The organism is Culturomica massiliensis, from assembly GCF_900091655.1.
Lineage (GTDB): Bacteria > Bacteroidota > Bacteroidia > Bacteroidales > Marinifilaceae > Culturomica > Culturomica massiliensis.
On sequence record NZ_LT594620.1, the window covers coordinates 86,617 to 112,086 of the forward strand.

Here is a 25,470-nt window from a genome sequence, read left to right on the forward strand (position 1 = left end):
AGATAATGGAATGTGTCATTTAAATTGAAATCAAGATGTGTATAAAGAATCTGCTTTTTTTATCGGTTGTTGTTCTTTTTCTGTCAGCCTGTCATGATGATAAGGGTGCTGAATTGTTCGAATTTTATAAATCTCAGCCCCGCGATCCGGAGCTGATTGGTTGGTGGGGGCGGTATGACGAGCTCAATAAGGAGCATAGATATGATATTTACGAATCCGATGGTCGTTTTTTGACATACGAGATAAAAGATAGCGGAGAGCGCTATAAATCATGGACTAATAATTATTATTATACGAAAGACAATAAAATCATGATGTTTCAGTATATGTCGGGCAGTTGGAAAGACGGCCCTTCTTTTGAATTCGGTCCCCAGGCGTATAAAATAAATGGCGATACCTTGTTTTTCTATAATGATGATGGTGGGATGTTTGTGTATCTTATCCGGTCGGAACCGAAAGAATAACGGTTCTGAATGTAGTACGCTAAACGTGTTTACGATTATTAATTTACGGTTGGGGAGTGGATTGGTCAGGTTGATATCAATTTTAAATGTCTTTGAGAGATAAAAAATAATCCCGGAATTTTCCGGGATTATTTTTTAGGGTAAATCAGAATTTGTGGGTGTTCAGGTGTTTGTCTACCAGTATCCCGTCTATGGCTTTCAGGTCGAATTTGAGTTTCCGCTTGGCCTTGAATTTCAGGATAAACAGATTTTCGTTGCCTTCCAGCATTTCCTTATTACCGATGTTTACGAAAGTCGGATACAAAGCTTTTATACCGTTGGTGTGGAGGCGATCGTTGGTCAGGTTTTCCATACCCTTCATGTGCTGTACCCCAACTCCGACAAATTCATAATCCTGTTGGTTGTAAGGTAGAGCGAAGCTGATCGCATTTACGGAACGAAGGTCGGAGCCTTTCACCTGTATTTCGATAATTTCCTCCGGATTATAAGTCTGTTTGGCCGTACTTAGCTTTATATTTCCGTTTACTTTCTCAGTTGTCTGTTTTTCGACACCCCCTCTGAGTTGGGTGGCCACGACAGAAATATCGTAAGCATCGATCAGGCCGTTCCGGTTGATATCCCCGTTACTGACATATCCTTCGAAATCGGCATCACCCTGGCGTAATCCGGTATAGTTCATATATGAGGTGAAATCGTTCATGTCAATCAGACGGTCGTTGTTGATGTCTCCCGGACGATAGCTTTCGGTTCCCGGTACTTTGAATACGTATAATTCTCTGCCCGAACCGTATCCTCCGACACCTTCCGTTACGGAGATTTTAATATAACGGGCTGTCGGGCGATTGGCGAATGTGAAAATTTTGGTATCTCCGTTTCTTTCCCACTGGAAGGTTCCGGCTTCGGTCCAGTTTTCTTTGTCCATACTGTAATAAACGGAACCTTTCAGCAGTACTCCGTTACCTCCGTCAGTCCGCGGCAGGTAATGGAATTTGTCCAATTGGTTGATGGTTCGTAAATCCATTGTCAAATCGAACGGAACGGCTTTTTCTCCCCATTTTGTGTGCCATGCATCGCCTTCGTCATAGTTAAATAGCTTTTGGATTCCCTGGCCGCCTTGATTTTCGGCAGTCGTTTCACCTAAGATTCCCTGGAGGGCAAATTCCAAGGGGTTAGCTTTTGTGGTAGCGTCAAATGCCGACCAGTCGGAATAGCCGTCTTTATTTACCGAGCGTATTTTAAAAGAATAAGCAGTTTCTGCATTTAAATCTTCAAATAGCAATTCGGTATCCCGGATCGTGGAGTAAAGCATGTCGTTAAATGCGATTTCATAGAAATCAGCATTGGCGATTTTATTCCAGGTCGGCTTTAATGTGTAAGCTTCCGTATTTTCCTCTGTAATTTGCGCCAACGGAGCACTTAAAGAGCCTGTATTTATTCTGTAATTGTCTGTCGGTTCGAACACAAATCCTTCTATGGTCAGAACGGTCGGACTGGCAGTGATGTCCGTGGATTCCAGTTTAACCAGAAGCTGTGGATTTTTAGTAATTACTTCTTTTTCAAATTCGCTTCCCGGGGTCGCAAATTTGTTCAGATCCGGGGTTGCATCGTAGAAACAGACATTTTCTTGTTTCAGGAAATCCTCCATATTGCGTGCTTCTGTCAATTTCACTTTGTCTTTACCTATTTTTGCCGTTATTTTTTTCGGCTTGGCTGTGACATTGATCCTGAATTCCGTTGCCTTTTCTTTGACGAAGCCTTCGAAGTTGCCTTGCGTGGGATGTATGATCACGGTGGCATTGTTTTTAGCGTCAACATGCGACTCGATTCGGGTGGTTACTCCCTGTCCCAGCCGGTAGGCTTCGCTTACTCCGTCGTCGTCGTATTCCGTAAATGAACTATGGCCATACGGATAGATTTCGTAGATGCGGAGATTACGGTTGATTTCCGATACATTATTATTCGGATTGGTCATCGGAATAATGGCTCCGTTTTTCACAAATACCGGCAATTTCCAAAGCGGAGTTGCAAAATTATTGAGGATACGATTGCCTTCGTATTTTTCTCCGGTGAAGTAATCGATCCATACGCCTTCCGGTAAATAAATGCCGTTTCGGACATCGTTTCCTTGTTCATCCACCTGCGTTTCCTGATAAATGGGGGCAATCAGGAAGTAAGGACCGTATAAAAATTGATATTGGGTCGCTTTGCCTAATGTATACGTGTTTGGGTACTCCAGGAACATGGCCCGGACAATCGGCATGCCGTCGACGGCTTCTTTAGCGATGCTGTAGGTATACGGTATCAATTCCGATTTCAATTTTAAATACCAGCGGTTGATGGAAGTTGCCGGTTCGCCCAATGCGTGAGGATATTTTTCATTGGCACCCCAACCGTCCATATTTAATTGCATTGGAGTGAACGTTTTCCATTGGAAATCACGGGTGTTGATAATCGGTTTTTTCCCTCCGAAAATACCGTCCATATCGGAAGATATATTCGGTTGACCGGACAATCCGGAGCCTATGTATGTCGGGATATGGAAACGAATGTATTCCCATACGCCTCCGGTTTGATCGCCCGACCAAATACCGGCATAACGCTGAGTACCAGCCCAACCGTCCAGGGAAATGATAAACGGACGGCTGTCGTTACCGTAATAAGGCATAATATGGGCGACGTCGGCCACTCCGTTCAATCCGAATGAATAGCCTGCGCCGACCCAGGCGACATCGGTTTTCAGCACGCGTACGCCTGCATCCCGCACCTCTTTTACAATATCTCTCTGTAACAGGGCGCTGACTTCCGGTTTCGGGTGTAAGTCGGATTGCGTCCATAATCCGATTTCGACGCCGTGTTCACGGGCATAATCCCCCAGTTGTTTCAGGTTTTCGATATTCCCGTCCAGTGTTTCAGTTTGTCCGTAACCGGCTCCGTAGCCGTCGTTGGGCAATAACCAGCCCAGGGGCATGTCATGGTTTTTATAGCGGTCGATAACTGCACGGGCCGAAAATTGATAGTTGTCTTTTTCTCCGTTCAGGGATTCCTTGATACCGCCGTTATCTTTTTGGCTTTCTTTATACCGTTTACCGTCCTCAAATAAAATTCCGTTTTCGTCTTCTTTCCAGTAATCCCGGTTGTAGGCGTTCAGATGGCCTTGATAAAAACCGAATTTAGGTAATAATACCGGATGTCCGGTCAATTGGTAAAAATCATTCAACAGTGAAATTGCTCCTTCGTTGATCATAAAGAATACATCCAGATAATCACTTTCGTGATATAAGGTTACGATACCTTTTTCTTTGGCACCGAAATCATATTTCCCTTTTTTAAAGGTATACCACATTACCCCGTAGCCGTTTGTCGACCAATAATAGGGCGTAGGAGAAGCTACTCCGCCGTCTGTCCAGCTGTTCTGATTTTCAATAGAAATAACTTTCCCTTTGTGTGAAAAACGTCCGTTTTGTACGCCGCCCCCGTAAAAATATTCCTGAGGATTTTCTTTTAAAGTCAAAATAACTTTTTTCGCTTCAAATTGGATAGGAGCAATTTCTTCCAATACAACCGAATTGGTTTTCAGGTTGGTTACAGTGAAAAGAGAGGTATTTTTATTCAGTTCTATTTTGATTTTTCCCGTAGAGATTGTGAGCAGATGATCCGTTTCATGCAAATTTAGTTCTGATAATGGTTTTCTGGGCCGGCTTACCAGAATTTGTGCTTCCGGTTGAGCTTCCGGGTCCCGGATGATACCTCCCGTGTTATCCTGAAACATCCGGAAAATGTTATCTCCGTAAAAGTCAAAGGTGATCATCCGGTTGCCGGATAACAAGACTTCGACGGTGGTCGGGTTGATTTTTTGAGCACCGACGATAGCCGGATTGGGTTGAGATACTTCTCCAACGTTTTCGGTCTTTTGCGCGGCTTGCACCGGAGAGGACGAAAGCATCAGAGGCAATAAGAAGGCAAGCAGAAAAACTTTCCTTATTGTAGAATTACCAATGACGTTGTTCATGACTTTACTGTAAGATTTAAATGTGATAAAAATTGAATATATTGCACTCCGAAATATTCGACGATCTTGATATGCAAAGTAAGTGAAAATTTTTAGAAACAAAATGTATTACGTTAAAAATATTATTAAGGTCGTTGCTGTTTATCGATACAATTAAATTCTGATTGTTAAGTGGATAAAATTCAGAAAGAGAAGAAGATTATTGCTACAATGATCCGTCTGTATTGCCGCAAAAGGGAAAAAAATGCAGAATTGTGTCCGGAATGTCGTGTTTTGCTGGAATATGCTCATAAACGTTTGGAACTTTGTCCGTTCGGGGAGAGTAAAACATCCTGTAAACATTGTACGATACATTGTTACAGGCCGGAGATGCGGGAGAAAATCAGGAAGGTTATGCGGTATAGCGGTCCCCGGATGTTGCTTTATCATCCTTGGGTGGCGATAAAACATTTTTTTTGATTTTTGAAAGGGATGGTTAGAAATTGATTTAAAATTCATATTTTAGTAGCGTTTTTTTTTAAGGGCTGTTTATGAGAGAATTCGAGGGATTAGAAAGCCTGATTGTTAATATTTAAATGGGGAAAAATGGGATTGTTCGGATTGTTCGGTAAGGATAAAAAGGAGAGTTTGAATAAAGGACTGGAAAAGACTAAGGAAAGTGTTTTTAAGAAGCTGGCCAGGGCCGTTGTGGGTAAATCGAAGGTGGATGATGAGGTGCTGGATAATTTGGAAGAGGTTTTGATTACTTCAGATGTCGGTGTGGAAACGACGGTCCGGATTATTGAGCGGATAGAAGAACGGGTCAGAAGGGATAAGTATATGGGGGTGGATGAGTTAAATCAGGTGTTGAAGGAGGAGATTGTCGATTTGTTGAAGGAAAATAATAAAGCCGATGTGGATGCTTTCGATTTGCCGGCGGGCGGTGGACCTTATGTCATTATGGTTGTAGGAGTGAATGGAGTTGGAAAGACAACCACGATTGGTAAACTAGCCAATAAGTTTAAAGAAGCAGGGAAGCATGTTGTGTTGGGAGCGGCTGATACGTTCCGGGCTGCTGCCGTAGATCAGTTGGTTATTTGGGCTGAGCGGGTAGGAGTACCTATTGTAAAGCAAAATATGGGGGCGGATCCGGCTTCGGTAGCTTTTGATACGCTGAGTAAGGCGAAAGCCGATAAGGCTGATGTTGTTATTATCGATACGGCAGGTCGCTTGCACAATAAGATCAACTTGATGAACGAGTTGACAAAGATTAAAAATGTAATGAAAAAGGTAATTCCCGATGCTCCGCATGAAGTACTGTTGGTGTTGGACGGATCGACCGGACAAAATGCCTATGAACAGGCCAAACAGTTTACTTTAGCGACGGAGGTGAATGCTTTGGCGGTGACTAAATTGGACGGCACGGCGAAGGGGGGAGTCGTTATCGGTATTTCGGATCAGTTCAAAATCCCGGTGAAATATATCGGTATCGGTGAAAAAATGGAAGATTTACAGATGTTTAACCGGGAAGAATTCGTAGATTCTTTGTTTAATTAAGCAATTAGGGTGAAGAAGGTTCTTTTTGTTTGTCTGGGGAACATCTGTCGTTCTCCGGCTGCGGAGGCTATTATGAAAGCTAAAGTGAAGGAAGCTGGTTTGGAGGAAGAATTTGTGATTGATTCGGCAGGAACATACGGTGGACATTCCGGTGCTTTGCCTGATTCGCGGATGAGACAACATGCAGTTAAGAGAGGGTATGTGCTGGATAGCCGTGCCCGGCATTTTTATGCATCGGCAGATTTTCCGGCTTTCGATATGATTATCGGAATGGATGACATGAACATTGCGGATTTACGGCATTTGGCTCTCGATGACAAAGAACGGGAAAAAATATACAGGATGACGGATTTTTGTCGCAAGTATACTCATACAGAGGTTCCCGATCCTTATTACGGAGGGAGTGGAGGTTTTGAGTTTGTTTTGGATTTGCTGGAAGATGGAGTTGACGGGTTGTTGGAAAGGCTTAAGAAAGAAAAAACGGTATAATGGATATTATTAAAATAGCCTGTGCAAATCACACAGGCTATTTTATTTAATATGTATCTGTAGACAGAATTTTGTTATTCTTGTTTTTTGGGCCGGAAGAATCTTTTTTTACCTCCGTTCCCGTTACGTTTGGATTTGTAATTGGGTTTCCTGCCGCCGTTGAATGCTTTCGGGTTATAAACGGGCGCTTCTCCTAAAGCGGGAGGAAGTGGGATTTTATAGATTTCTTTTTCAAGGAATTGTTCTATACGGTGGAATTTTCCCTGTTCTTTTTCTGAGACGAAGGTGATGGCTAATCCTTCTGCATTGGCTCTGGCCGTACGTCCGATCCGGTGAATATAATCTTCGGGATCATGTGGTACGTCGTAATTCAATACCATACCGATGTCTTCGATGTCAATCCCCCGGGCGACGATATCGGTGGCTACCAATACGGTTATTTTATTGTTTTTAAAGTCGAGCATTACTTTTTCACGTTCGGCCTGTTCCAGATCGGAATGCATCGCTGCGACATTGAATTTCATACGTTTCAGGGTATATGCGAGTTCCTTTACTTTCTGTTTGGAAGAGGAGAAAATAATACTTTTTGATTTGACGGGTTTCCCGAACATTTCTTTAATGAGTCCCATTTTCTGCATTTCGGTGCAAATATAGGCTGCTTGTGTAATTGCTTCGTTGGGTTTGGATACGGCTATTTTGACTTCGGTCGGGTCGTTCAGAATCGTTTTAGCCAATTGCTGAATTTTGGGAGGCATTGTAGCCGAAAACATAATCGTTTGTCTTTCTGCCGGTAGTTTTTTGACGATTCTCATGATATCGTCGGAAAATCCCATGTCCAGCATTCGGTCGGCTTCGTCGAGGATAAAATAGCGTACGTGCGAAAGGTCGATATCGTACATTTCCAAATGTGTGATCAGTCGGCCCGGAGTTGCAATGATAACGTCTACACCCATTTGCAAGCCCTGTTTTTGTTGGTCCCAGACACTGCCGTCCCCTCCTCCGTAGATAGCCAGAGTGGAAACAGGAACGAAATATGAAAAACCTTCGAACTGCATATCTATTTGTTGTGCCAATTCGCGGGTAGGGGCCATGATAATGGCTTTGATGTATTCATCGGATTGTGGTTCTGTAACCATCCGGTTTAATACCGGCAGAATATAGGCTGCCGTTTTTCCGGTGCCGGTTTGGGCACAACCGATAATATCTTTTCCTTCTAAAATTACGGGGATTGTTTTTTCCTGTACGGGAGTGGTTTCCTGGAAATTCATAGCATCTAATCCTTGCAAAACAGCTTCATCCAGGCCTAATTCGTCAAATCTCATTCTAGTTTTGTTTTATAGGGCGAAGATACGAATTATAATTTGAAGATTTTTCTGCGAAGGGATTTTTAATTTGAGGATACAATGGTCTCATTTTTTCGGTTGATTTGATATAGATCAGGAAAATGGACTATGTTGCAATAATTTACAGAAACATTTGCGGAGTTTAACAGATTGAAAACCTTATCTCTTATGCAATAGAAAGGATATAAGTTAATTTTTTTGTAACTTTGCCGTTCCAAAAGAAAACGGAATCGGGGCAAGATAAAGTGAAATATTATGGAAGATTTTCAGCATGTCGGTTATAGTAAAGAAGTTATTGAATTTGTAGCTGTAGCAAAAGAGTTTTGCGATTTTGTGGAGACAATACCTTCTATGGAGCGTCAGGATGTATTTTGCCGGCTTCAGAAATTTATTCCGTTGATCTATCTGAAAGGTAGTTTGATGCCAGCTTGTGATTGTGACGAGGAAGGTTTGGCCGAAGATTCGGTAACTGAAGAGCAGTACAATTATTTGTATGGGGAATTACACCGTTTATTCGGTGAGTATGATGAATATCTGGAAGTATTCGATGATAATATGCAGTACAGTGAAGCTCCGGTAATTCATTCTATAGCGGAGAAGGTTTGTGATATTTATCAGGACTTGAAAAATTTTATCGTATCGTATAGATGTGGAATTCCGGAGGTTATCGGGGAGGCATTGTGGACATTGAATAATAATTTCGAGTTGTATTGGGGAAGAGCGTGTGCCGGAGTGTTGAGGGCTGTTCATCAGGTTGTGTATCGGATCGTGGAAGAAGGAATAGAAAAAGAATAAAAAATGGAAACAATATATCAGGAAACAATTACCCGGGAAGAAATTGAGACATTTCCGGTTTTTGCCTTTGACGGAGAAATCCGGGTGATTGAGAATGCGGGAGAGGTGGATGAGGCCGTTGCTTATTTATCGGCTCATTCTTGTCTGGGATTTGATACGGAAACTCGTCCGGCTTTCCATAAAGGAGAGACATATCCAGTCAGCCTTTTGCAATTGGCGGCTGCCGAACGGGTGTATTTGTTCCGTTTGAATAAATTCGGTTTTACGCCTTCGTTGCGCCGGTTATTAGCCGATGTTCGTATCAAAAAAATCGGAGTAGGTATCCGGGACGATTTGCGTATGTTGAAAGAGCGGGAAAGTTTTACGCCGGCATCTTTTGTGGATTTACAGGATTTTGTCGTAAAATATGGCATAAAAGAAAAGTCTTTTTCTAAACTGATGGCTATTATTTTCCGGGTAAAGATTTCGAAACGGCAACGGGTAACCAATTGGGAAGCACTTCAATTGACTCCCCAGCAGGTAAAATATGCCGCTACGGATGCGTGGGGAGCACTGCGGATGTATGACGAGTTATTGTGTCATGGGTGATTGCGGTTTTGCTTTGGGGAGAGCGAAGTAGAATGTCGTTCCTTGTCCTTCTGCCGAGGTAAAATAAAGCTTTCCGTTGTTTAATTTGATGAATTCCTGGCTTAAGATCAGGCCCAGGCCACTGCCTTTCTCGTTGCGTGTTCCATAAGTACTGACCGAATGATTTTCCTGTAGTAGATATTTTTGATCTTCTTTTTTGATACCTTGCCCGTTGTCTTTGATGGCAATGGTTACATAATCTTTTTCGACAGTCGAATACAATTCGATATTACCATCCGGATAAGTGAATTTTATAGCATTGGATATCAGATTCCGAAGTACTGTTTTGATCATATCCTCATCCGCATATACCGGTAAGGAATGGAGAAGCTGATTCGTTAACCGGATATTTTTGGCTTTTGCAATGGTGGTGAAAAGTGACAGTACCTGACGCGTTGCTATAGAAAGGTCGAATAGAGTCGGAATGACCTTTGTTTTTCCATGCCGGTTACGTGTCCAGCGTAATAGATTTTCCAGTAAGTTATAGGCTTCTTCCGTTGTTTCATTGATCATTTCGAATTTTTTCCGGATGCTGGGATTGGTAATCTTTTCCTTTTCAGTCTCGATGGCTGCATTGATCATTTTTATTGTTCCGATCGGCGAACGCAGGTCATGTGCAATGACAGAATACAGTTTATCTCTGGCTTGCAGTGTTTGTTGGAGTTGTTCGTTTTGTTGCTTAATGGTCCGTTGGGCTTCAATTAGCGATAATTGGTGCCGGATGCGAAGAATAAGCTCTTTTTCTCGTAACGGTAAAGTGACGAAATCAGTGGATTCGAAATTGAGGCATTCGCCGATGATATTACTGTCGTTTGCCGAAGCGATAAATATAACCGGTGTATTCCGGGTCGATTTGTTTTGGCGGATTCGGTGTATGATATTACATTGACCGGGAACAAGTGTTTCGTATTGTAATAATATCAAATCGGCATCGGTATTCTCGAATTCTTGCTCGCAGCAGATGGGAATGACGGTGAATTGTTCTTTTTCCACAGTTCTGCTTATTCTTTCAAAAAGCGGAACTGTGGGAATGAAGATAGATAAAGCATATTTTTTGCTGCTAATATCCATAGTTTGTTTAGAATCGGTTATAAATAGGGGTTGAAGAAATCTTGGCCGTTTGAAGAAGCCGGAAGAAAAGTTTTTGGATTGTAAGGTTTTTTTCCATATTCGTTGCAATCATATCCGCCAGCATTTCCAGATGCGGTATCGTTTTTATATCGGTCGATACCGGGGTGCTGCAATGCGAAAAGGCGATAAATGAAAAAAGATAGCGGGAAAACAAGGGTAGCATGAGCAGGTCTGCCGTGTTATAAGCTTGTAAGTAAGCCTTCAATTCCGGAGAATGTATTTCTTCCGGCGTTTGAATGTAGATATAACCGAGTGTGTTTAATTGATCTTCCAGTTCTTTTGCATAAAAGCAGGATGTTTTCGTATTGTTCTTCAGGGGAGTAACTGTTTTTTGGCACCATTCATAGGGAACGGAAAAGGTGCGGTCTGGATGAATGGTGATGATATCTATTCTGTCATAACCGTAGTGATTGGCAATTGTTGCCAATACTTTTTTCATGCTGTCGGGACTGCAATTGTGAGAAGCCAGTGTTATATTTAAACGGGCTAAGAAACGACTGTTACTATCGTAATTGTTCGCTTCATTATTCCAAAGGTTGTACATAGTATATTAGATTAAATTTCTTTTTGTTTTTTATAAATTATACTGTTTATACCAAAAATAAGTAAAAGAGGTTGCATGTAATTTCTTTTTTAACGTTTAAGGAATTGAATAATATTGAGTTGTATAAGAAATGCTAATCGTAGTAAGAAAAAAAAGAAAAAAATTTTGGTAGGTAACCGGAATTTACTACTTTTGTGCCCGGGTAAGTCCTATGCGACCAGCTCCTGTCGAATCCCCCCAGGGTCGGAAGGCAGCAAGGGTAGATGGTCGTAGCGGTGCGACATAGTTCGCTTACCCACCTGCCTCTTTAGCTCAGTTGGCCAGAGCACGTGATTTGTAATCTCGGGGTCGTTGGTTCGAATCCGACAAGAGGCTCAAAAGAAAATGTTGGCGGATCGGCGAAGTCTATCTGCTAAGAAGTTTAAGAAGCATTTGTCGAATTGGCGGAGCTTATCCGGCAAGAAGCTTGGAGATCAGAAACGGATGTAAAATCCGGCAGATGATGAAACAGTTCTTTTGATTTTGCTGTTATAGCTCAGGGGTAGAGCACTTCCTTGGTAAGGAAGAGGTCGTGAGTTCAAATCTCACTAACAGCTCGCAGGTCACCAGTAATGGTGACTTTTTTGTTATCCCGTTTCGGTATTATTCAGGCGGGGAAAATCGGACCTTTTCAAAATCCGGTGTCTGTATATCAATCTGAATATACCGGATTTATTTTATAAATGGGATTTTTTTTGTCGATCTTTTTAAGTGATTTTTACTAAATTTAATAGTAGAGTGAGAGCATACTCTATTGTATGATAGAGGTATCATTACTATATTTGTATCTGTAAACCATTGTTTAATTTGTCTTCGAAGATTTAGATGATCATATAATTTGCCTTGATATATCTGCCTGTAAGGGAGGTATATCAAGGTTTTTCTATAAAAGGACGGTATTGTTTCATACTGCTCTCTTTCTGCTGGTTTTGTTTTTGCGGATTTAACTCTGTTATTCATTGGGAATGATTGTTGTTCCTTTTGTGTAATATAGGTTTTATGTGAATGTATTTAAAATAGCGGATTGATAATTTTGAATAAACGATGAACGAGTTAATTGTAATTATAATTTTGATTGTATTGAACGGGGTTTTGGCTATGTCTGAAATTGCATTGATTTCCGTAAGAAAATCCCATTTGTCTAATGAAATAAAGAAAGGGAGTAAATCGGCCCGGGTGGTTCTGAAGCTTGTAAACGAACCGGATAAGTTTTTATCAACGATACAGATCGGAATCACCATTATCGGTATTTTGACCGGTATATATTCGGGGAGCGTGTTGGCTGATGATTTCTCTGAAGTTTTAATGGGATGGGGTGTTTCTGCTTCAGTATCACGTCCGTTAGCCCAGACTGTTATTGTGGCGTTAGTGACTTATTTTACCTTAATTTTCGGAGAGCTTGTTCCTAAGCGGATCGGAATGAGTGTAGCGGAAAGGGCTGCTAAGGTTGTAGCCCGTCCGATGTATCTGTTAGCATTGGTTGCTTCTCCTTTTGTCTGGTTGCTGGCAAAAAGTACGGCTTTTGTTTTTAATCTGTTGGGCCTTAAATCCGATTCGGGAAAAGTAACTGAGGAAGAAATCCGGTCTATCATTCAGGAAGGTACAAAAGACGGGGCTGTACAGGAAGTTGAGCAGGATATTGTCGAACGGGTATTTATGCTGGGGGATTTGAAGGTCAGTTCCCTGATGACGCATCGTTCGGACGTAGTCGCTCTGGATATAAATATGAGTAACACCCAGATCCGGGAGGTATTGGAACAAAATTTATATGAGGTTTATCCGGTGATTGACCATAATTTCGATAATGTCAAAGGGATTGTTACCTTGAAAGATCTTGTATTTTGCTTTGATAAAGAGGATTTTGATATTGGTCAGGTTTTGAGTCCTGCCACTTATTTTCATGAAAGTATGAATGTCTATAAAGTACTCGGGCGGATGAAGGAACAGCGCGTCAGTCAGGCATTGATTTGTGATGAATTCGGCACTTGTCAGGGAATTATTACTTTGAAAGACATTCTGGAAGGTTTAGTCGGAACGATTGAAGATGTATACAGCGAACCGGATATCATCAAGCGGAAAGATAATGAAGGTTGGCTGGTGGACGGACAATGCACTTTGTACGACTTTTTATCTTATTTTGAAAAAGAATACCTGTATTCCAGTGATAACGATTTTAATACTGTGGGCGGATTGGTGCTGAAACTGCTGGAACATATTCCGCAAAGCGGAGAATGTGTAGAATGGAAAGATTTTAAGTTCGAAATTATGGATATGGATGGGGCACGTATCGATAAAATACTGGTTGTCCTTACCTGTAGTGAAATGGAAAAATAATCAATACTTACTATTCCGGTCGGGATGATGGAGGTGGTAGGAAACAACGGTTGCGTCGGCCCCATATCCGGTATCGTAAACGGGCCAGCAGGGTGTAAACGGGGTCGCGGATAAACGTAGGGATCGGTACCAGGCTATAGTAAATTAATTGCCAGCCTTTTCCAAGGTCTTTGCATATATGCAAAAGGGCACTCGATCGTAGAAAATAGCGGTTATCCTTGATATAGACGACAGTACTGTTGTCTTTGATATTGATTCCGTTTTTTTGGAGCAGACGTTGTCCGGCATCTGATTGCAATGGGATGAAATGGAAGGATGCAGCAGAGTTTCTGCGTCGGATGAATCTGACCGAGGAGCTGCATAGATTACAATATCCGTCGAATAATATTGTTTGCATATATGACATAAGTAGAAAAAACGTCCTCCGTAGAAAAACGACTCCGGAAACAGCATTTGATTTTAGGAAGCGTTTTATCGGAGGACGTTTTCGGGTGTTACTCAAATTCTTGTTTCAGTTGCTTGACCCATGCCTTGATACGCTTTTCCGTTTTATCGGATTGATTTTCGATATCTATGGCAAGTCCTGACAGCCGGTTGTCTTTCAGTGCCAGTGACCGGTTGAATTGATAGTCGGCGGGGGATGTATAGCCGATTACTGTGGCTCCGGCTTTTTCCATTGCTTCGGCGAGAATGCCGATACCGTCGACAAAGTTGTCGGGGTAGTTAACCTGGTCTCCCAAACCGAATATAGCGACTTTTTTATTTTGCAGGTTCAATGTTTCCAGTTCGGGGATCAGTTCGTCCCAATAGGTCGGCAATTCTCCGTCAAACCAGGTGGAAGTACCTGCGATAATATTATCGTAGCTTTCAAATTCCTTTTTCCAGGCTTTTTCGATGTGAATAATGTCGATGCCTTTTCCGAATTCCTGCTGGATTTTTTGAGCAACGAGAGCTGTTTTGGAGCTGTCTGTCTTATAAAATAAGCCTATTTTTTTCATGGTGTTGTTTCTATCTGTTGTTAATATTCGAGCAGTTCTTTGGCTGCCTTGAAAATTTTATCTTCGCTGGGAAGAATGGCATGTTCCAGTATCGGGTTGAAACCTACCGGAGTAAAGGTCGAACCGACTCTTTGTATGGGAGCGTCCAGATAACGGAACATTTCAGTACCTATCGTGGCTGCCAGTTCTGCTCCGAAGCCGGAAAAAACCTTATCTTCATGTACAACCAGTACTTTACTTGTTTTTTGTACGGAAGCGAATATTGTTTCTTTATCCAGCGGGATCAGGGAACGGATATCGACGACTTCAACATTCCATCCGTTTTCTTTTGCCAGACGATCGGCTGCCTTCAGGCAAAGATGGGTGGTGTTTCCGTAAGTGATGATACTCAGATCGCTGCCTTCTCTGCGGATACGTGCTTTACCGAAAGGTACCTCAAAATCGTCGGGCACAACGCTGGCTGCCTCAACGGAGTTGTACAGGGCTTTGGGTTCCAGAAACAGGGTAACGCCTTTGGAGCGCATACTGGTACGTAGTAACCCGGCAGCATCGTCAGCAAAAGACGGGCATACAATACGTGCTCCGGGCAGTGTGGTCAAGGCGCCTTCGATGTTTTGTGAATGATACAATCCGCCTCCGATATATCCTCCGGAAGCCAGACGTAGCGTAATATTGGGTGTGAATTTTCCGTTGCTCCGCCAATATTCGTGGGTACATTCTACATATTGTTCGACGGCGGGCCAGAAATAGTCTGCAAATTCGGCACCTTCGATGACGACATGTATTTTCGGGTCGAAGCGGCACATCCCGTCGGCTGTTCCGACGATATAATCCTCAGCAATCGGAGCGCTGAATACCCGTGTTTCCCCGAATTCCTGCTGCATACCTTTCGTAACATTAAAGACGCCTCCTTTTTCTTTGTTTGCTACGTCCTGTCCCCAGATAAAGGTGTCCGGGTTATGGCGGAACTCGGCTTTCAGAGTTTCGTTTAAGGCGGTTACCATGGTTTGCTTTTCTCCTGGCTGGTTTTGGATACCTTCTTTGTATTTCTGAGGCTGATAGGGTTCGGGCAGAACAAATTTCAATATACTGTCGGCCGTCGGATCGGGGGCTGCCAAAGCTTTGCGGTGAGCGGCATTTTGTTCTTTTTTTGCCTCTTCTTCAATTTGCAGTAACTCTGCTTCTGTAAACCGTTTGTAGCGAAGCAGCATTCTGCGGAATTTGTACAGCGGGTCGGCAGCTTTCACATAGGCCAATTCGTTTTCATCCCGATAAAGGGTATGCTTGTCTGAGTTGGAATGAGAGCCGATCCGTATGCAATTGGCTTGTACAATAACCGGATTACGGGTGTTGATGGCATGTTCCCGGGCTGCCGTCATGGCATTCATCGAATCGAAAACGTCTTTACCGTTACAGTGAATGATTTTAAGATTCTTAAATCCTGAAAAATTATCTGCGACTTTGCGGTTGGCGGTTTGTTCGTTCTTGGGTACGGATATGCCGTATCCGTTGTCCTGTATGACGAAAATAACAGGCAGACACTCTGTACTGGCACCGTTGATGGCTTCATAAACGAAACCTTCGGAAGTAGACGATTCCCCGTGAGAGGTGATGGCTACCCCCTTGTGTCCGTAATATACCATAGCTCTGGCGACTCCGACGGCGTGCAGGTCGTGGGTGCCCGTGGCGGAAGAAACGTTTTCAATGTGCCATTCCGGTTTGGCGAAATGGTTGGACATGTGACGGCCGCCGCTCCCGGGGTCCGTGGCTTTGGAAATGCCGTTCAATATGATTTCTTCTGCCGTAATGCCTGCTGAAAGGGCGGTGAGCATATCCCGGTAATAGGGAAACAAAAAATCTTCTTCTTTTTTAAATACCTGACCGATGGCCAGTTGGATGCCATCGTGTCCGGCATAGGGGGCGTGGAACGACCAGCCCAGGGATTGCAGCAAATAGACCGGAGCCTTTTCGTCGAGAGCACGGCCTAAAGTCATAAGGTAAAACCATTTTTTCAGGGTTTCCTTATCTGTGTTTTTTATGTCGTATTTTTTCATTTTTGTTGTACTAAAAGGTTAAGTTAACTTTGCCAGTTTTCCAGAATATCGCCTACCCTGCGTAAAAATTGTCCGCCGAGGGCACCGTCTATCACACGGTGGTCATAAGATAATGACAGGTACATTTTGTGTCTGATGGCAATGGCATCACCCTCCGGTGTTTCGATGACGGCGGGTTTCTTTTCGATGTAACCGACTCCCAGTATGGCAACCTGGGGCTGATTGATGATCGGCGTACCGAAAAGGCTTTTGAAGGTGCCGAAATTGGTGATCGTAAAAGTACCTCCGGCAATGTCTTCGGGGAGTAGTTTGTTGTCCCGTGCTTTTAGGGCCAAGGTATCCATAGCTACGGCCAGACCGTTCAGATTGGAGTGGTCTGCATCGTGTACGACAGGTACGATGAGATTTCCGTCCGGAAGCGAAACGGCGAAACCGATATGGATGTGCTTTTTCAGTATGATGTTGTATCCGTCTACTGAAGAATTCACCAGTGGATATTCAGCCAGAGCTTTGGCTGAAGCTTCGGCTATGACCGGCATAAATGTCAGTTTAACACCTTCGCGGCGGAAAAAGGCATCTTTGTTCTTGTTCCGCCATTGTACCAGTTTTGTAACGTCTACTTCTATTACGCTGGTGACATGAGGAGATACGTTTTTTGACATTACCATGTGGTCTGCAATCAGACGGCGCACGTAGTCCATAGGGCGTATCTCGTTTTCCGCATTATCAGGGGTAGATGAATGTTGAGAAGGAGTAGCCGCCGGGGAAGATATCGGGACTTCTGCTTTTGTTCCGGCAACAGGAGTTGTAGCAGATATACTTTTTTTCTTTTGTCCGATATATTCATTGATATCTTTTTTACTTAACCGTCCCTGATAGCCGGTACCTTTGATATGAGCCAATTCTTCATTTGAGATTTTGGCTTCCTGGGCGATTTGAAGTACAATGGGGGAATACCATCTTTCGGTTTCTGATTTGGCGGCCTGTGCTGTTACCGGAATACTTGCCGGAGCAGCCGTAGTGGTGGCCGTTGGTTCGGGAACGGATGTTTCTGTTTTTTCAGGGGGTGCAGCTTCGGTTGTGTTATCTGTGCCGTTTCCGTCTGTATCGACGGTAGCAATAACCTTGCCGATGGGGACGACGTCTCCGGTCTGGAAAAATATCTGGACGATTTTTCCGGATACGGGCGACGGAATCTCGGCACTTACTTTTGCAGTATTGACTTCGAGTAGTATATCGTCTTCTTTTATGGTGTCACCGACTTTGGCAGACCAGGAGGTAATGGTGCCTTCTGTGATGCTTTCGCCTAGTTTAGGCATTTTTATTTCGAATATTGACATGGTAGTGGTACTTTATATGTTTATAATTTAACATCAATTCAGTATAACTAGGAATTGATGACTATTGTTAAACGAATTTCCGTTCCTGAATGTTCGGGTATAAATTACCTAGAAATCTTTACCGAAAATCCACTGTGTGGTAGCGTATTTTTCGTTTTTGAGTTGTTCGACCCGATTGATTTCATCGGGATTCAGATTGTAAATCTGTTTTTGAGGCATTGTATTGAGGAAAAACGCGAGGACTTGGTTTTTAAAGTCGTCGGTGTCTGGGGGATACTGCAAATATTTACTGATATTGGTTACCGGACTTTTTACAGAGGCGACGGAGTATCCGGTTTTCGGTGCCGGTAAGATTCGGGAAACAGCAAGTGAGGCTGTCAGGGCTGTCAGATTCGTGTCATAGAGTAGGGTACAATGATACATACACCTTGTTTTGTAGATGCACTGGGCACTTCCGGAAATTTTTAAGTGTCCGATATTTATGCCCAGCCGGGTGTCTTTTTGAGCTTGTACTCCGATTGAATTCAGAAATTCGAGTGTCTTTCGGGTGTATTTTTCAAAGTCCGGAACGTTTGTATTTTCGATAAATGTCAGATTGAGATTGCCCAGATCGTGGTAAACCGTACCACCGCCCGAATATCGCCGGGCTATCCGGATTTGTTTATCCTTTACGTAAGTCAGGTTGATTTCGGTTTCTACCCGTTGGTGTTTACCGAGAACGACGGACGGAGTATTCTGCCACAACATAAGGATATTCTCCGGCCGGTTTTTCAACAGAAATTCTTCGGCTGCCAGGTTGAAATAAATATCCGTAAAAGGATTGTTTATAATTAATGTGTTCATATTATTCTGTACCTTATTTATTCAAAAAGAACAAATAAAAGTGTAATTGTGTTTACGGATATTATCCGCTTGGGTTGCTGTTTCTAAAAAGCCTTTTTGTTGATCGTGTCATAAAATGGTCGTTTTTCTATTGAAAAACGCTTTACAGATGATTACTTCTGCTACAAGAAATATGAAATTGATTTCGGTTGTAAATTTCAAATTTATGCGTGAATGGGGAATACCGGAAGAGAGAAGATTTTTCAGGTTTTCAGAGCCCCGGAAATTTATTTTTGCCAATCCCAGTAATATATAGTATACCGGCCTTCCGGTAATTCTTCTTCAATACGATTACCTGGTGCTTGTGTAATTATAAACTTATTGAGCATTTATAGTTATCCTTATATATTTCTGCCGTCTTTTTGAAACATTGGCGGATAATTTATCAGTTTTGTTTGTAACGTTAGATTACAAATATTGTACGTTTTGAATAATATCAGATTCTAGGTTAAATCAGATGTTTTGTATTATTTATACTTATTTTTCTGTGATGAAGTGAAAATGTTTGTTACTGTTTTGAATATTGGAGAATTATTTATGTAAATTTGAAAAACAAATTATATATTTGCTTAATAGGATGTAGAGAAGTATGTATATCTATTGTTATCTTGAATCAAGCGTATTAAGTGTTATACAAAGTTTCCCCGGATTTACAGAAGTTGTATTCAGATGTTGAGTTATTTTGTTGCATGATAGCTTATGCAAATATAAATTTTATTATGCGAAATCTAATTTGGGTTTATATTTTAATCGTATTCTAAAAAAGAATTATTCTGTAATTTGAAGGTGTTGTATTTAAGTATATATATTGTATTTACGTCACTTGCTCGTTGATTGACAATCGGTAAAGGAAATAATAACTATCTTTTTCTTTACTTGAGTTCAAGTAAAAGTACACATACTAAGTAATGAAATTTGAATAACTGATAACTATTTATTATGCATCTATCATTATCTCAAAATATATCTAAAGAACAGTTCTTATCTATCCTTTCAAAAAAGCTTTTAGATGAAAATCTTTCACTTTTTGTTGGAGCTGGTATATCAATAGAAGCAGGTTATCCAGCATGGCAGAATCTTTTAGCTCCTTGTCTCAAACAACTAAAGCTTTCAAATATAAAAGATATTGATTTATTTAAATTAGCCCAATACTATGTAAATGAATTTGGAGCACCAGCCTTATCTGATGTAATTTCAGAGAATATCGATCGTCTTGAATATAAAAGTGAGATAATAGAAATATTGATTGAAAGTAAATTCAAACAGATATGGACGACTAATTTCGATAAGGTTATAGAAAAAAATTTAGAGAAAAGACACATTCGATCAAAAACCATTCATTCTAATTATGATTTGACTCATATTAATGATAATATTGTCAATGTATTCAAACTTAATGGAGATATAAGTGATTTACAAAATATAGTTATTACCCAGGACGATATTGAAGGACATGAAAAAACTCGTGAGTTAATGATTACCTTTTTAAAAAAGGCTTTGGTTTCAGATACATTTCTATTTTTAGGTTATAGCTTTACCGACTCTCTGGTATTAAATTGCATAAAAAAAATACATGATTGTTTGGGAAATAGTATGGGATATCATTATACAATAATCAAAAATGAACCAGATAATCCGTATTTTTTTTATTTTATAAAAGATCTTGAACAAAGATATCATATTAAAACACTTTTAATTGATGAATATTCCGATATTCATACAATATTGAGAGAATTGAATAGAAGAGTCACTTTAAAGAAAGTTTTTATTTCTGGTTCATTCGACGTCTTGCCTGAAGAAGAAAATCAATTTGCAGACAGATTATGCAAAGAATTATCAAATAAAATATTGTCATCTGGTTATAGAATTATAACCGGAATGGGAAGAAAAATTGAAAATTATCTTGCGGGACATGCGATGCAGTACATGCTGACCAATAATATTTTCAATATTGAACGCTATTTGATTATGAGACCTTTTCAGGAATTAATGCCTTCTGAAGATAAATTCAGACACAGAAATATGCTTATAGAAGATTCAAGTTCCGTTATCTTTATCTTCGGAAAAAGTGTAGATTTAAAATATTCTATAGGAGTAAAAGAAGAATTTGAAATAGCAAAGTCTAAGAAAAAAGTAATCATTCCTATTGGGAGTACCGGTTATCAAAGTGAAATAATATGGCAGGAAGTAAAAGACAATATTACGCTATATCCTTATTTAGAAAGATATATCGATCAATTAAAAACAAATAAAGACCCTGAAATAATAGCAGAAATAATTATTGACATTCTTCAAAATATTGATTAGCTATTGTATTGAGCATTAATAACAGAGAATTTTCTAATATTGATAATTCTTTAAAATCTATTTGAATTTTCAATTTGGTTAATTCATAAAGTCTTTTGAAAGTCCGTAAACAATAATGAGGGTATTGAAATGAATCATATTTACAAGTTAGATATTTAAAGATAGAGTATAATATGGCCATTCGAACATTTATATTGTCATAATCGACCTCGAAATAAATTGATATCATTTCTTTTATATAGGTATCCTGGACAGGTATTTTTATATAATCTGTCAATACTTTTGTTTCATATAACGCATTTTTATCTAATAAGTATTTTAATATAATTTGATTACATGTCATTAAAGTTCCTGTTTTGTCATCGACTTCATTATAAATAAGTTTACATAGCCATTGGTAGTTTAAAGGCAATTCCAAAGCTGTAATTTTATAAAAAATTGGGAACACATGTATTCGCCCATTAATATATTGCCGGTGAATGACATTTAATTCGTCATTTGCACAGACACAATCAAAAACATTTTCAGTTAATAGCACTATTGCATAATTGTTTTGCTCAATGCCTTCGATTAAGTTTCGGTAGTCTCTGTCGTCTCCAAGAATTAACTTATGATAATCGTACCAAACCGATAAACCATAGTTTTTAAGATGATACATTATTGATTCTACAATAGTATATCTATCCTTACTTGAGAAACAAAGAAAAATCATAGGTCAAGGATAATAAATAGTTATCAACTGTTCCTGACTAATTGAAAACTTTTCTTTATATGTATTTTGCTTGACTTGGTTGTCCCGAGTTTGCTGAAAGGGCTGTTATAATATCTTTATCCGATACGGGAAAGTATTGAAAGATCGTTTTGGAACAGGTGTTTGTCGGATATTGATTTTAGATCATATTCAGTAATAAAAGAAAAGTATGCCTTCAAATAATTTTTCGTTTAAATCCTTTATATATCATTAATGAGGAGAAAAACGGCATTTTCAAGATGGTTAACATTTGAAATGTTGATTTTAAACTATTATGTTTACTTTCATGGTCGTAGGTATTGTTATTTTTCCGTCATGTACTTTAATGCACACTCGAGAATCTCGTCCCGGTTGCTTTTCACTCCATCGATTGTATTTTTTACCACAATATCCGGAGAGATGCCTGTTCCATAAAAATCTTTTCCATTGCCGAATTTAATCCGCTGGCCTGTAAATGCGATTTCTCCATTACCCGGCATGTGAATTTTAGAAACCTCGCCGTCTGTACCTTGAGTTTGTTCACCGATAAAAACAACATTGGTTCATAAAACCACTAATCATTCCATTCGTCCCATCCGAAGTGTTCTCGGGATATCTGCTGGCTTAACATGAGTGGCTCAGACAAAAACATTGATATAAAGTAGTCGAAAAAGGTATTGGTATGATAATCTGTATTTAGTTTTTTATTGATACGAATGTCGATGACAAGCGGTTTTTGAGAATTTTGGTCAGTAATGCTGCTGTCAATAGTGATTAAACTACCGATATTCGATAATTGAGATTCATTAAATCGTATATAATCAAATTCTTTGTTGTTTTGAATGGTATTGTAATATGGTACTTCCCCTCCAATTTTTTGTATTCGTGTAAAACGGTCGTCTAATATTGAAAGTAATTTATTATTAACTGTTTGTATAAATTCATCTTCAGTAAATTCCCTTTTAATAGAGGGGAGAAATGAAATTAATTCCTGTTCCCATCTGACTTCTTTGTCTGTCCGTATGACTGAGGGATGGAAAAGATAAACTTCGCCCCAAATATCGGCCATTATTTTTAATATCGTAATTTTGAGCCTTTGCAGGGCTTATCAATAGGACTGATGTCAACAAGCACAATAAAAAAGGATATCGTTTTTTCATAACGGCATAATTTGGAGATTAATATTGGCTGTTCGTATCATCTAAATAATGTTAAGCGTTTTGTGTGCAAGATAATGAATTACTGTTATCTCATTATTTTTGTTCGGATAAATTCTTATAGATTTTTCAGTAACGTGAGACTGAAGAGATGCAATAGCGCTTCGATTGATCTGAATAAAAAATTATTTCTCCAATTGAATACTATCCTGTAATGTAAACGATAATTTTGATAATAGAGAAACGATTTCTTTAGTTCTGCCTTAATTTAATACTGAATGTAATATTGCCGGTTTCGAGAGATTGTAAATTATTTTCTTATATACAAGGTTAATAATTACTTGGATGATACCTGAGTCTATTCGACAGGAGTGACAGTAAAACCTTGCTTACGTAACAATTCGATCAGCCCGTTGCTACCGGGAAGATGTCCGCCTCCGACCACAATAAAGGTGGGTTGCTGCGGGAGAATATCTTTTAATTGTTGGCTCCAGTTGTGATTCCTGTTATTAACCAATCTGTTCATTTCTTCCGGAGTAAAACTTAATTCCGGATCTTGCATTAGCTTAAATATGCTGTCCAGATTTTGTTTCATATACACATCACACATTTCAATGATAAAAGGTTTCATTTTGTCGAAATGTTTGATTGTTTTCAGTAAAGCACTGGCTTGTTGGGGCAGGGGTTCGCCAAATAGTATCTGGGCTTGAAACAATGATGTTTCAAATCCTTTTACGGACATGCCTTGTTCTTTCGCTTTTTTTTGCAGGAAAGCATCCAATGGTAAGGTCGGATTAAAATCATTAAAAGCCTGCATACTGATGATTACAGACAATTGGGTCGATATGGTGACGGGTTTCAGCATTTTCAGTTGATCGGCACTTACGCCCATATTTTTTTTAACTACCTCATCTATCAGTTTATATTCTTCCGGAGTATATAATTTATCGAGCAGGCTGTCTTGGGGTAACAGCGTATATTTAGCAATTTCTTTTGATACGGCTTGTATATCATCCAGTTCCAGTTCGCCGTATAGTTGTTTGCAGCTGTTAAATGCTTCATTAAAACCGGCGATGCTATCGCAAATATGAATAGGCGCTACGTGGTGGGTGCCGAAAAGATAAGACGGCTTTTCCAGTCCGTTTCCAGATATCTTCCAAAGGAGTTGGGCATTGCTTTGAAAAGTAAGGATGACTGAGGCGGCCAAAATGAATATCAATCTTTTTTTCATCGAATTTGCTATTAGGTTTTACTGTTATATCGGCAATATACTAAATATCTGCAAAAAATCTTCTTTTTTATAAATAATCTGTTAAGCGGTGCATGAGGTAGGGGTAATCATATATTTTGTCCTTTTTGCCGGTCCGGATCATAACTATCCGCTTTGCCGGATTTATATATATTACCTGGTCCAGAATACCCAGTGCATAATAGGCTCCCGAATTATAATTAAATCCGACCCATGTCGTTTTCTTTGCACCTCGCCCTTTATCCAATTTTACAATTGTATGTTCTGACGGATTGCCTCCGAGTTTTCTGATTCTTGCGACGACGGCCAGCGAATCTGTAAAGAAAGCCTTCTTTGTTGTATCGAGTACTGTGTTCCGAATCGTACGCCAACTGAGCTGATAACCGTAATTTTCAATATAAGGGCTGGAGGATTGGTTGATCCAGGTAGAATCTATGATTTTCTGACCGTTCCAGTTCCCGTTATTCAGGTATAGGCGGCCTATTTTGGCAAGGTCTATGGCTGTTGCGGAAAAACCGCCGAACGCTTTCGGGAAACGATGTTTTTTACTGTCAAGACTCAACGAAGCATTGTATTCCATTCCTAACGGTTGCCATACTTTTTCTTCCATATATTTTGCCAGCGGTTTATCGGTTGCACGTTCAATGACAAGTCCCAGCACATTCGTTGAAATACTTTGGTAATTGGATGTGGTACCGGGTTGGGATTCAAATTTCATTTTTTTTATTTGTCCCAGACTGTTACTTCCATAGTACATTCGTGCCATCTTACCGAAAGGGGATCTGCTTGCGTAGTTTTCGTCGAATTTTATTCCTGCGCGCATATCCATGAGGTGACGTATCGTAACCTGATTCCACGTGGGATCACATTCGCTTAACTCCGGAACATATTTTACCACAGGATCATCAATAGAAGATATTATTCCTTCATCAATAGCTATTTCTGCGAGTAAACAGGTGAGTGTTTTGGAAACAGAAAAGATAGTTGAAATCTTGTCACGGTCATATCCGTGGGCATATTGTTCAAACAGAATGGAATCATTGCGAATAATTACAAAAGCTACTGTCGGAGTATAGGATAATAATGTGTCCAGCGGTGCATAGGCGATCAACTTTCCTTTGTGAGATACCTTGAATTTCAACTTTTTGCATATAGGATCATCTCCTGTGGCAAAATGAAACGGGCAGTCCCCCTTGTGTATGATAGCCTGAGTGAAATGTTTATGGTCTGTAATACCGGGACCTCCGTATAGAAGCCCTCGGCAAAATGTACAGGCTGTAAACGAAATCCCTGTAATAATTATGATGATTAGGATAACGTATGTTTTTAATCTTTGCATAAATATAATTATTTATTACCGTTTATTGTGCCAGGGGAAAAAGGCTGTTTCCGGAATAATATATGCGACCCGGATACGTATTGAATTCCTGTTTTTACAAATG

Annotated in this window: 22 protein-coding genes, 2 tRNA genes and 1 other RNA gene; 11 read left to right on the top strand and 14 right to left on the bottom strand. The window is 40.3% G+C overall.

The window, feature by feature from the left end:
* Nucleotides 1–35 precede the first annotated feature (35 nt).
* Nucleotides 36–464 carry a hypothetical protein gene (locus tag BN8908_RS00765; protein WP_068688413.1) on the top strand — a complete coding sequence of 143 codons (429 nt, stop codon included), beginning with the start codon at nucleotides 36–38 and terminating at the stop codon, nucleotides 462–464.
* A gap of 145 nt (nucleotides 465–609) precedes the next feature.
* Here BN8908_RS00765 and BN8908_RS00770 read toward each other — a convergent pair whose 3' ends face one another.
* Complete coding sequence (locus tag BN8908_RS00770; RefSeq protein ID WP_068688415.1) at nucleotides 610–4,473, bottom strand: TIM-barrel domain-containing protein; 3,864 nt, start codon at nucleotides 4,471–4,473, stop codon at nucleotides 610–612.
* 171 nt (nucleotides 4,474–4,644) lie between these two features.
* Between BN8908_RS00770 and BN8908_RS00775 the strand changes: the two genes are divergently transcribed.
* The 3 genes from BN8908_RS00775 (at nucleotide 4,645) to BN8908_RS00785 (ending at nucleotide 6,498) form a co-directional block, all read left to right on the top strand.
* Nucleotides 4,645–4,932 (top strand): nitrous oxide-stimulated promoter family protein, encoded by a 288-nt coding sequence (locus BN8908_RS00775; protein ID WP_074042448.1) that lies wholly within the window; start codon nucleotides 4,645–4,647, stop codon nucleotides 4,930–4,932.
* A 126-nt stretch (nucleotides 4,933–5,058) separates the two neighbouring features.
* On the top strand, nucleotides 5,059–6,009 hold the full coding sequence (gene ftsY, locus BN8908_RS00780; RefSeq protein ID WP_068688417.1) for a signal recognition particle-docking protein FtsY: 951 nt from the start codon (nucleotides 5,059–5,061) through the stop codon (nucleotides 6,007–6,009).
* Nucleotides 6,010–6,018: 9 nt separating this feature from the next.
* Complete coding sequence (locus BN8908_RS00785) at nucleotides 6,019–6,498, top strand: low molecular weight protein-tyrosine-phosphatase (protein ID WP_021987024.1); 480 nt, start codon at nucleotides 6,019–6,021, stop codon at nucleotides 6,496–6,498.
* Nucleotides 6,499–6,572: 74 nt separating this feature from the next.
* Here the strand turns inward: BN8908_RS00785 and BN8908_RS00790 are convergent, their stop codons facing one another.
* Complete coding sequence (locus BN8908_RS00790; RefSeq protein ID WP_021987025.1) at nucleotides 6,573–7,820, bottom strand: DEAD/DEAH box helicase; 1,248 nt, start codon at nucleotides 7,818–7,820, stop codon at nucleotides 6,573–6,575.
* A 276-nt stretch (nucleotides 7,821–8,096) separates the two neighbouring features.
* Between BN8908_RS00790 and BN8908_RS00795 the strand changes: the two genes are divergently transcribed.
* A complete protein-coding gene (locus BN8908_RS00795; protein ID WP_021987026.1) occupies nucleotides 8,097–8,636 on the top strand; it encodes a DUF5063 domain-containing protein in 540 nt (179 codons plus the stop codon).
* 3 nt (nucleotides 8,637–8,639) lie between these two features.
* Entirely contained in the window at nucleotides 8,640–9,224 is a 585-nt protein-coding gene (locus BN8908_RS00800; RefSeq protein WP_021987027.1) for a 3'-5' exonuclease, read from the top strand.
* On the opposite strand, the gene BN8908_RS00805 is transcribed toward BN8908_RS00800, so the two are convergent.
* Both BN8908_RS00805 and BN8908_RS00810 read right to left on the bottom strand, forming a co-directional pair.
* Nucleotides 9,207–10,256 carry a hybrid sensor histidine kinase/response regulator gene (locus BN8908_RS00805; RefSeq protein WP_235837399.1) on the bottom strand — a complete coding sequence of 350 codons (1,050 nt, stop codon included), beginning with the start codon at nucleotides 10,254–10,256 and terminating at the stop codon, nucleotides 9,207–9,209. The genes BN8908_RS00800 and BN8908_RS00805 overlap by 18 nt on opposite strands.
* 85 nt (nucleotides 10,257–10,341) lie before the next feature.
* Nucleotides 10,342–10,938, bottom strand: a complete 597-nt coding sequence (locus tag BN8908_RS00810; protein ID WP_021987029.1) for a hypothetical protein — start codon at nucleotides 10,936–10,938, stop codon at nucleotides 10,342–10,344.
* A 200-nt stretch (nucleotides 10,939–11,138) separates the two neighbouring features.
* On the opposite strand from BN8908_RS00810, the gene ffs reads away from it, so the two are divergent.
* The 4 genes from ffs (at nucleotide 11,139) to BN8908_RS00830 (ending at nucleotide 13,311) form a co-directional block, all read left to right on the top strand.
* Nucleotides 11,139–11,232, top strand: an RNA gene (ffs, locus tag BN8908_RS00815) — signal recognition particle sRNA small type.
* 7 nt (nucleotides 11,233–11,239) lie between these two features.
* Nucleotides 11,240–11,313: transfer RNA gene (locus tag BN8908_RS00820), tRNA-Thr, on the top strand.
* A 149-nt stretch (nucleotides 11,314–11,462) separates the two neighbouring features.
* A tRNA-Thr gene (locus tag BN8908_RS00825) sits at nucleotides 11,463–11,534 on the top strand.
* Between the two features lie 487 nt (nucleotides 11,535–12,021).
* Entirely contained in the window at nucleotides 12,022–13,311 is a 1,290-nt protein-coding gene (locus tag BN8908_RS00830; RefSeq protein WP_068688419.1) for a hemolysin family protein, read from the top strand.
* Between the two features lie 10 nt (nucleotides 13,312–13,321).
* Here BN8908_RS00830 and BN8908_RS18060 read toward each other — a convergent pair whose 3' ends face one another.
* The 5 genes from BN8908_RS18060 to BN8908_RS00850 form a co-directional block, all read right to left on the bottom strand.
* Nucleotides 13,322–13,708 (bottom strand): thiol-disulfide oxidoreductase DCC family protein, encoded by a 387-nt coding sequence (locus BN8908_RS18060; RefSeq protein ID WP_074042449.1) that lies wholly within the window; start codon nucleotides 13,706–13,708, stop codon nucleotides 13,322–13,324.
* 97 nt (nucleotides 13,709–13,805) lie between these two features.
* Nucleotides 13,806–14,309, bottom strand: a complete 504-nt coding sequence (locus BN8908_RS00835; protein WP_068688421.1) for a flavodoxin — start codon at nucleotides 14,307–14,309, stop codon at nucleotides 13,806–13,808.
* Nucleotides 14,310–14,329: 20 nt separating this feature from the next.
* A complete protein-coding gene (locus BN8908_RS00840; RefSeq protein ID WP_068688422.1) occupies nucleotides 14,330–16,363 on the bottom strand; it encodes an alpha-ketoacid dehydrogenase subunit alpha/beta in 2,034 nt (677 codons plus the stop codon).
* A 23-nt stretch (nucleotides 16,364–16,386) separates the two neighbouring features.
* The gene (locus tag BN8908_RS00845) at nucleotides 16,387–17,703 is read right to left on the bottom strand and encodes a dihydrolipoamide acetyltransferase family protein (protein ID WP_068688424.1); all 1,317 of its coding nucleotides are present in this window, start codon (nucleotides 17,701–17,703) and stop codon (nucleotides 16,387–16,389) included.
* A 108-nt stretch (nucleotides 17,704–17,811) separates the two neighbouring features.
* The gene (locus tag BN8908_RS00850; RefSeq protein WP_068688426.1) at nucleotides 17,812–18,546 is read right to left on the bottom strand and encodes a lipoate--protein ligase family protein; all 735 of its coding nucleotides are present in this window, start codon (nucleotides 18,544–18,546) and stop codon (nucleotides 17,812–17,814) included.
* Nucleotides 18,547–19,524: 978 nt separating this feature from the next.
* Here BN8908_RS00850 and BN8908_RS00860 point away from each other — a divergent pair.
* A complete protein-coding gene (locus BN8908_RS00860) occupies nucleotides 19,525–20,892 on the top strand; it encodes an SIR2 family protein (protein ID WP_068688431.1) in 1,368 nt (455 codons plus the stop codon).
* Here BN8908_RS00860 and BN8908_RS00865 read toward each other — a convergent pair.
* From BN8908_RS00865 to BN8908_RS00880, 5 genes are all read right to left on the bottom strand, one after another.
* Nucleotides 20,864–21,604, bottom strand: coding sequence for a toll/interleukin-1 receptor domain-containing protein (locus BN8908_RS00865; RefSeq protein ID WP_074042450.1), 741 nt, complete (start codon nucleotides 21,602–21,604; stop codon nucleotides 20,864–20,866). The two genes, BN8908_RS00860 and BN8908_RS00865, sit on opposite strands and share 29 nt — an antisense overlap.
* A 341-nt stretch (nucleotides 21,605–21,945) precedes the next feature.
* Nucleotides 21,946–22,122: a peptidase S41 gene (locus BN8908_RS18390; RefSeq protein ID WP_021987038.1), complete on the bottom strand. Its 177-nt coding sequence runs from the start codon at nucleotides 22,120–22,122 to the stop codon at nucleotides 21,946–21,948.
* A gap of 74 nt (nucleotides 22,123–22,196) precedes the next feature.
* On the bottom strand, nucleotides 22,197–22,691 hold the full coding sequence (locus BN8908_RS00870) for a hypothetical protein (protein WP_068688435.1): 495 nt from the start codon (nucleotides 22,689–22,691) through the stop codon (nucleotides 22,197–22,199).
* A gap of 446 nt (nucleotides 22,692–23,137) precedes the next feature.
* Nucleotides 23,138–24,010 (bottom strand): TraB/GumN family protein, encoded by an 873-nt coding sequence (locus BN8908_RS00875; protein WP_068688437.1) that lies wholly within the window; start codon nucleotides 24,008–24,010, stop codon nucleotides 23,138–23,140.
* 67 nt (nucleotides 24,011–24,077) lie between these two features.
* On the bottom strand, nucleotides 24,078–25,367 hold the full coding sequence (locus BN8908_RS00880) for a serine hydrolase domain-containing protein (RefSeq protein ID WP_068688439.1): 1,290 nt from the start codon (nucleotides 25,365–25,367) through the stop codon (nucleotides 24,078–24,080).
* Nucleotides 25,368–25,470 lie beyond the last annotated feature (103 nt).

Coding starts and splice junctions, on each gene's coding strand:
- BN8908_RS00765 (WP_068688413.1), top strand. CDS start 36: ATGTGTATAAAGAATCTGCTTTTTTTATCGGTTGTTGTTCTTTTTCTG.
- BN8908_RS00770 (WP_068688415.1), bottom strand. CDS start 4,473: ATGAACAACGTCATTGGTAATTCTACAATAAGGAAAGTTTTTCTGCTT.
- BN8908_RS00830 (WP_068688419.1), top strand. CDS start 12,022: ATGAACGAGTTAATTGTAATTATAATTTTGATTGTATTGAACGGGGTT.
- BN8908_RS00800 (WP_021987027.1), top strand. CDS start 8,640: ATGGAAACAATATATCAGGAAACAATTACCCGGGAAGAAATTGAGACA.
- BN8908_RS18390 (WP_021987038.1), bottom strand. CDS start 22,122: ATGCCGGGTAATGGAGAAATCGCATTTACAGGCCAGCGGATTAAATTC.
- BN8908_RS00865 (WP_074042450.1), bottom strand. CDS start 21,604: ATGATTTTTCTTTGTTTCTCAAGTAAGGATAGATATACTATTGTAGAA.
- BN8908_RS00860 (WP_068688431.1), top strand. CDS start 19,525: ATGCATCTATCATTATCTCAAAATATATCTAAAGAACAGTTCTTATCT.
- BN8908_RS18060 (WP_074042449.1), bottom strand. CDS start 13,708: ATGCAAACAATATTATTCGACGGATATTGTAATCTATGCAGCTCCTCG.
- BN8908_RS00875 (WP_068688437.1), bottom strand. CDS start 24,010: ATGAAAAAAAGATTGATATTCATTTTGGCCGCCTCAGTCATCCTTACT.
- BN8908_RS00880 (WP_068688439.1), bottom strand. CDS start 25,367: ATGCAAAGATTAAAAACATACGTTATCCTAATCATCATAATTATTACA.
- BN8908_RS00850 (WP_068688426.1), bottom strand. CDS start 18,546: ATGAACACATTAATTATAAACAATCCTTTTACGGATATTTATTTCAAC.
- BN8908_RS00790 (WP_021987025.1), bottom strand. CDS start 7,820: ATGAGATTTGACGAATTAGGCCTGGATGAAGCTGTTTTGCAAGGATTA.
- BN8908_RS00845 (WP_068688424.1), bottom strand. CDS start 17,703: ATGTCAATATTCGAAATAAAAATGCCTAAACTAGGCGAAAGCATCACA.
- BN8908_RS00870 (WP_068688435.1), bottom strand. CDS start 22,691: ATGGCCGATATTTGGGGCGAAGTTTATCTTTTCCATCCCTCAGTCATA.
- BN8908_RS00840 (WP_068688422.1), bottom strand. CDS start 16,363: ATGAAAAAATACGACATAAAAAACACAGATAAGGAAACCCTGAAAAAA.
- BN8908_RS00810 (WP_021987029.1), bottom strand. CDS start 10,938: ATGTACAACCTTTGGAATAATGAAGCGAACAATTACGATAGTAACAGT.
- BN8908_RS00835 (WP_068688421.1), bottom strand. CDS start 14,309: ATGAAAAAAATAGGCTTATTTTATAAGACAGACAGCTCCAAAACAGCT.
- BN8908_RS00795 (WP_021987026.1), top strand. CDS start 8,097: ATGGAAGATTTTCAGCATGTCGGTTATAGTAAAGAAGTTATTGAATTT.
- ftsY (WP_068688417.1), top strand. CDS start 5,059: ATGGGATTGTTCGGATTGTTCGGTAAGGATAAAAAGGAGAGTTTGAAT.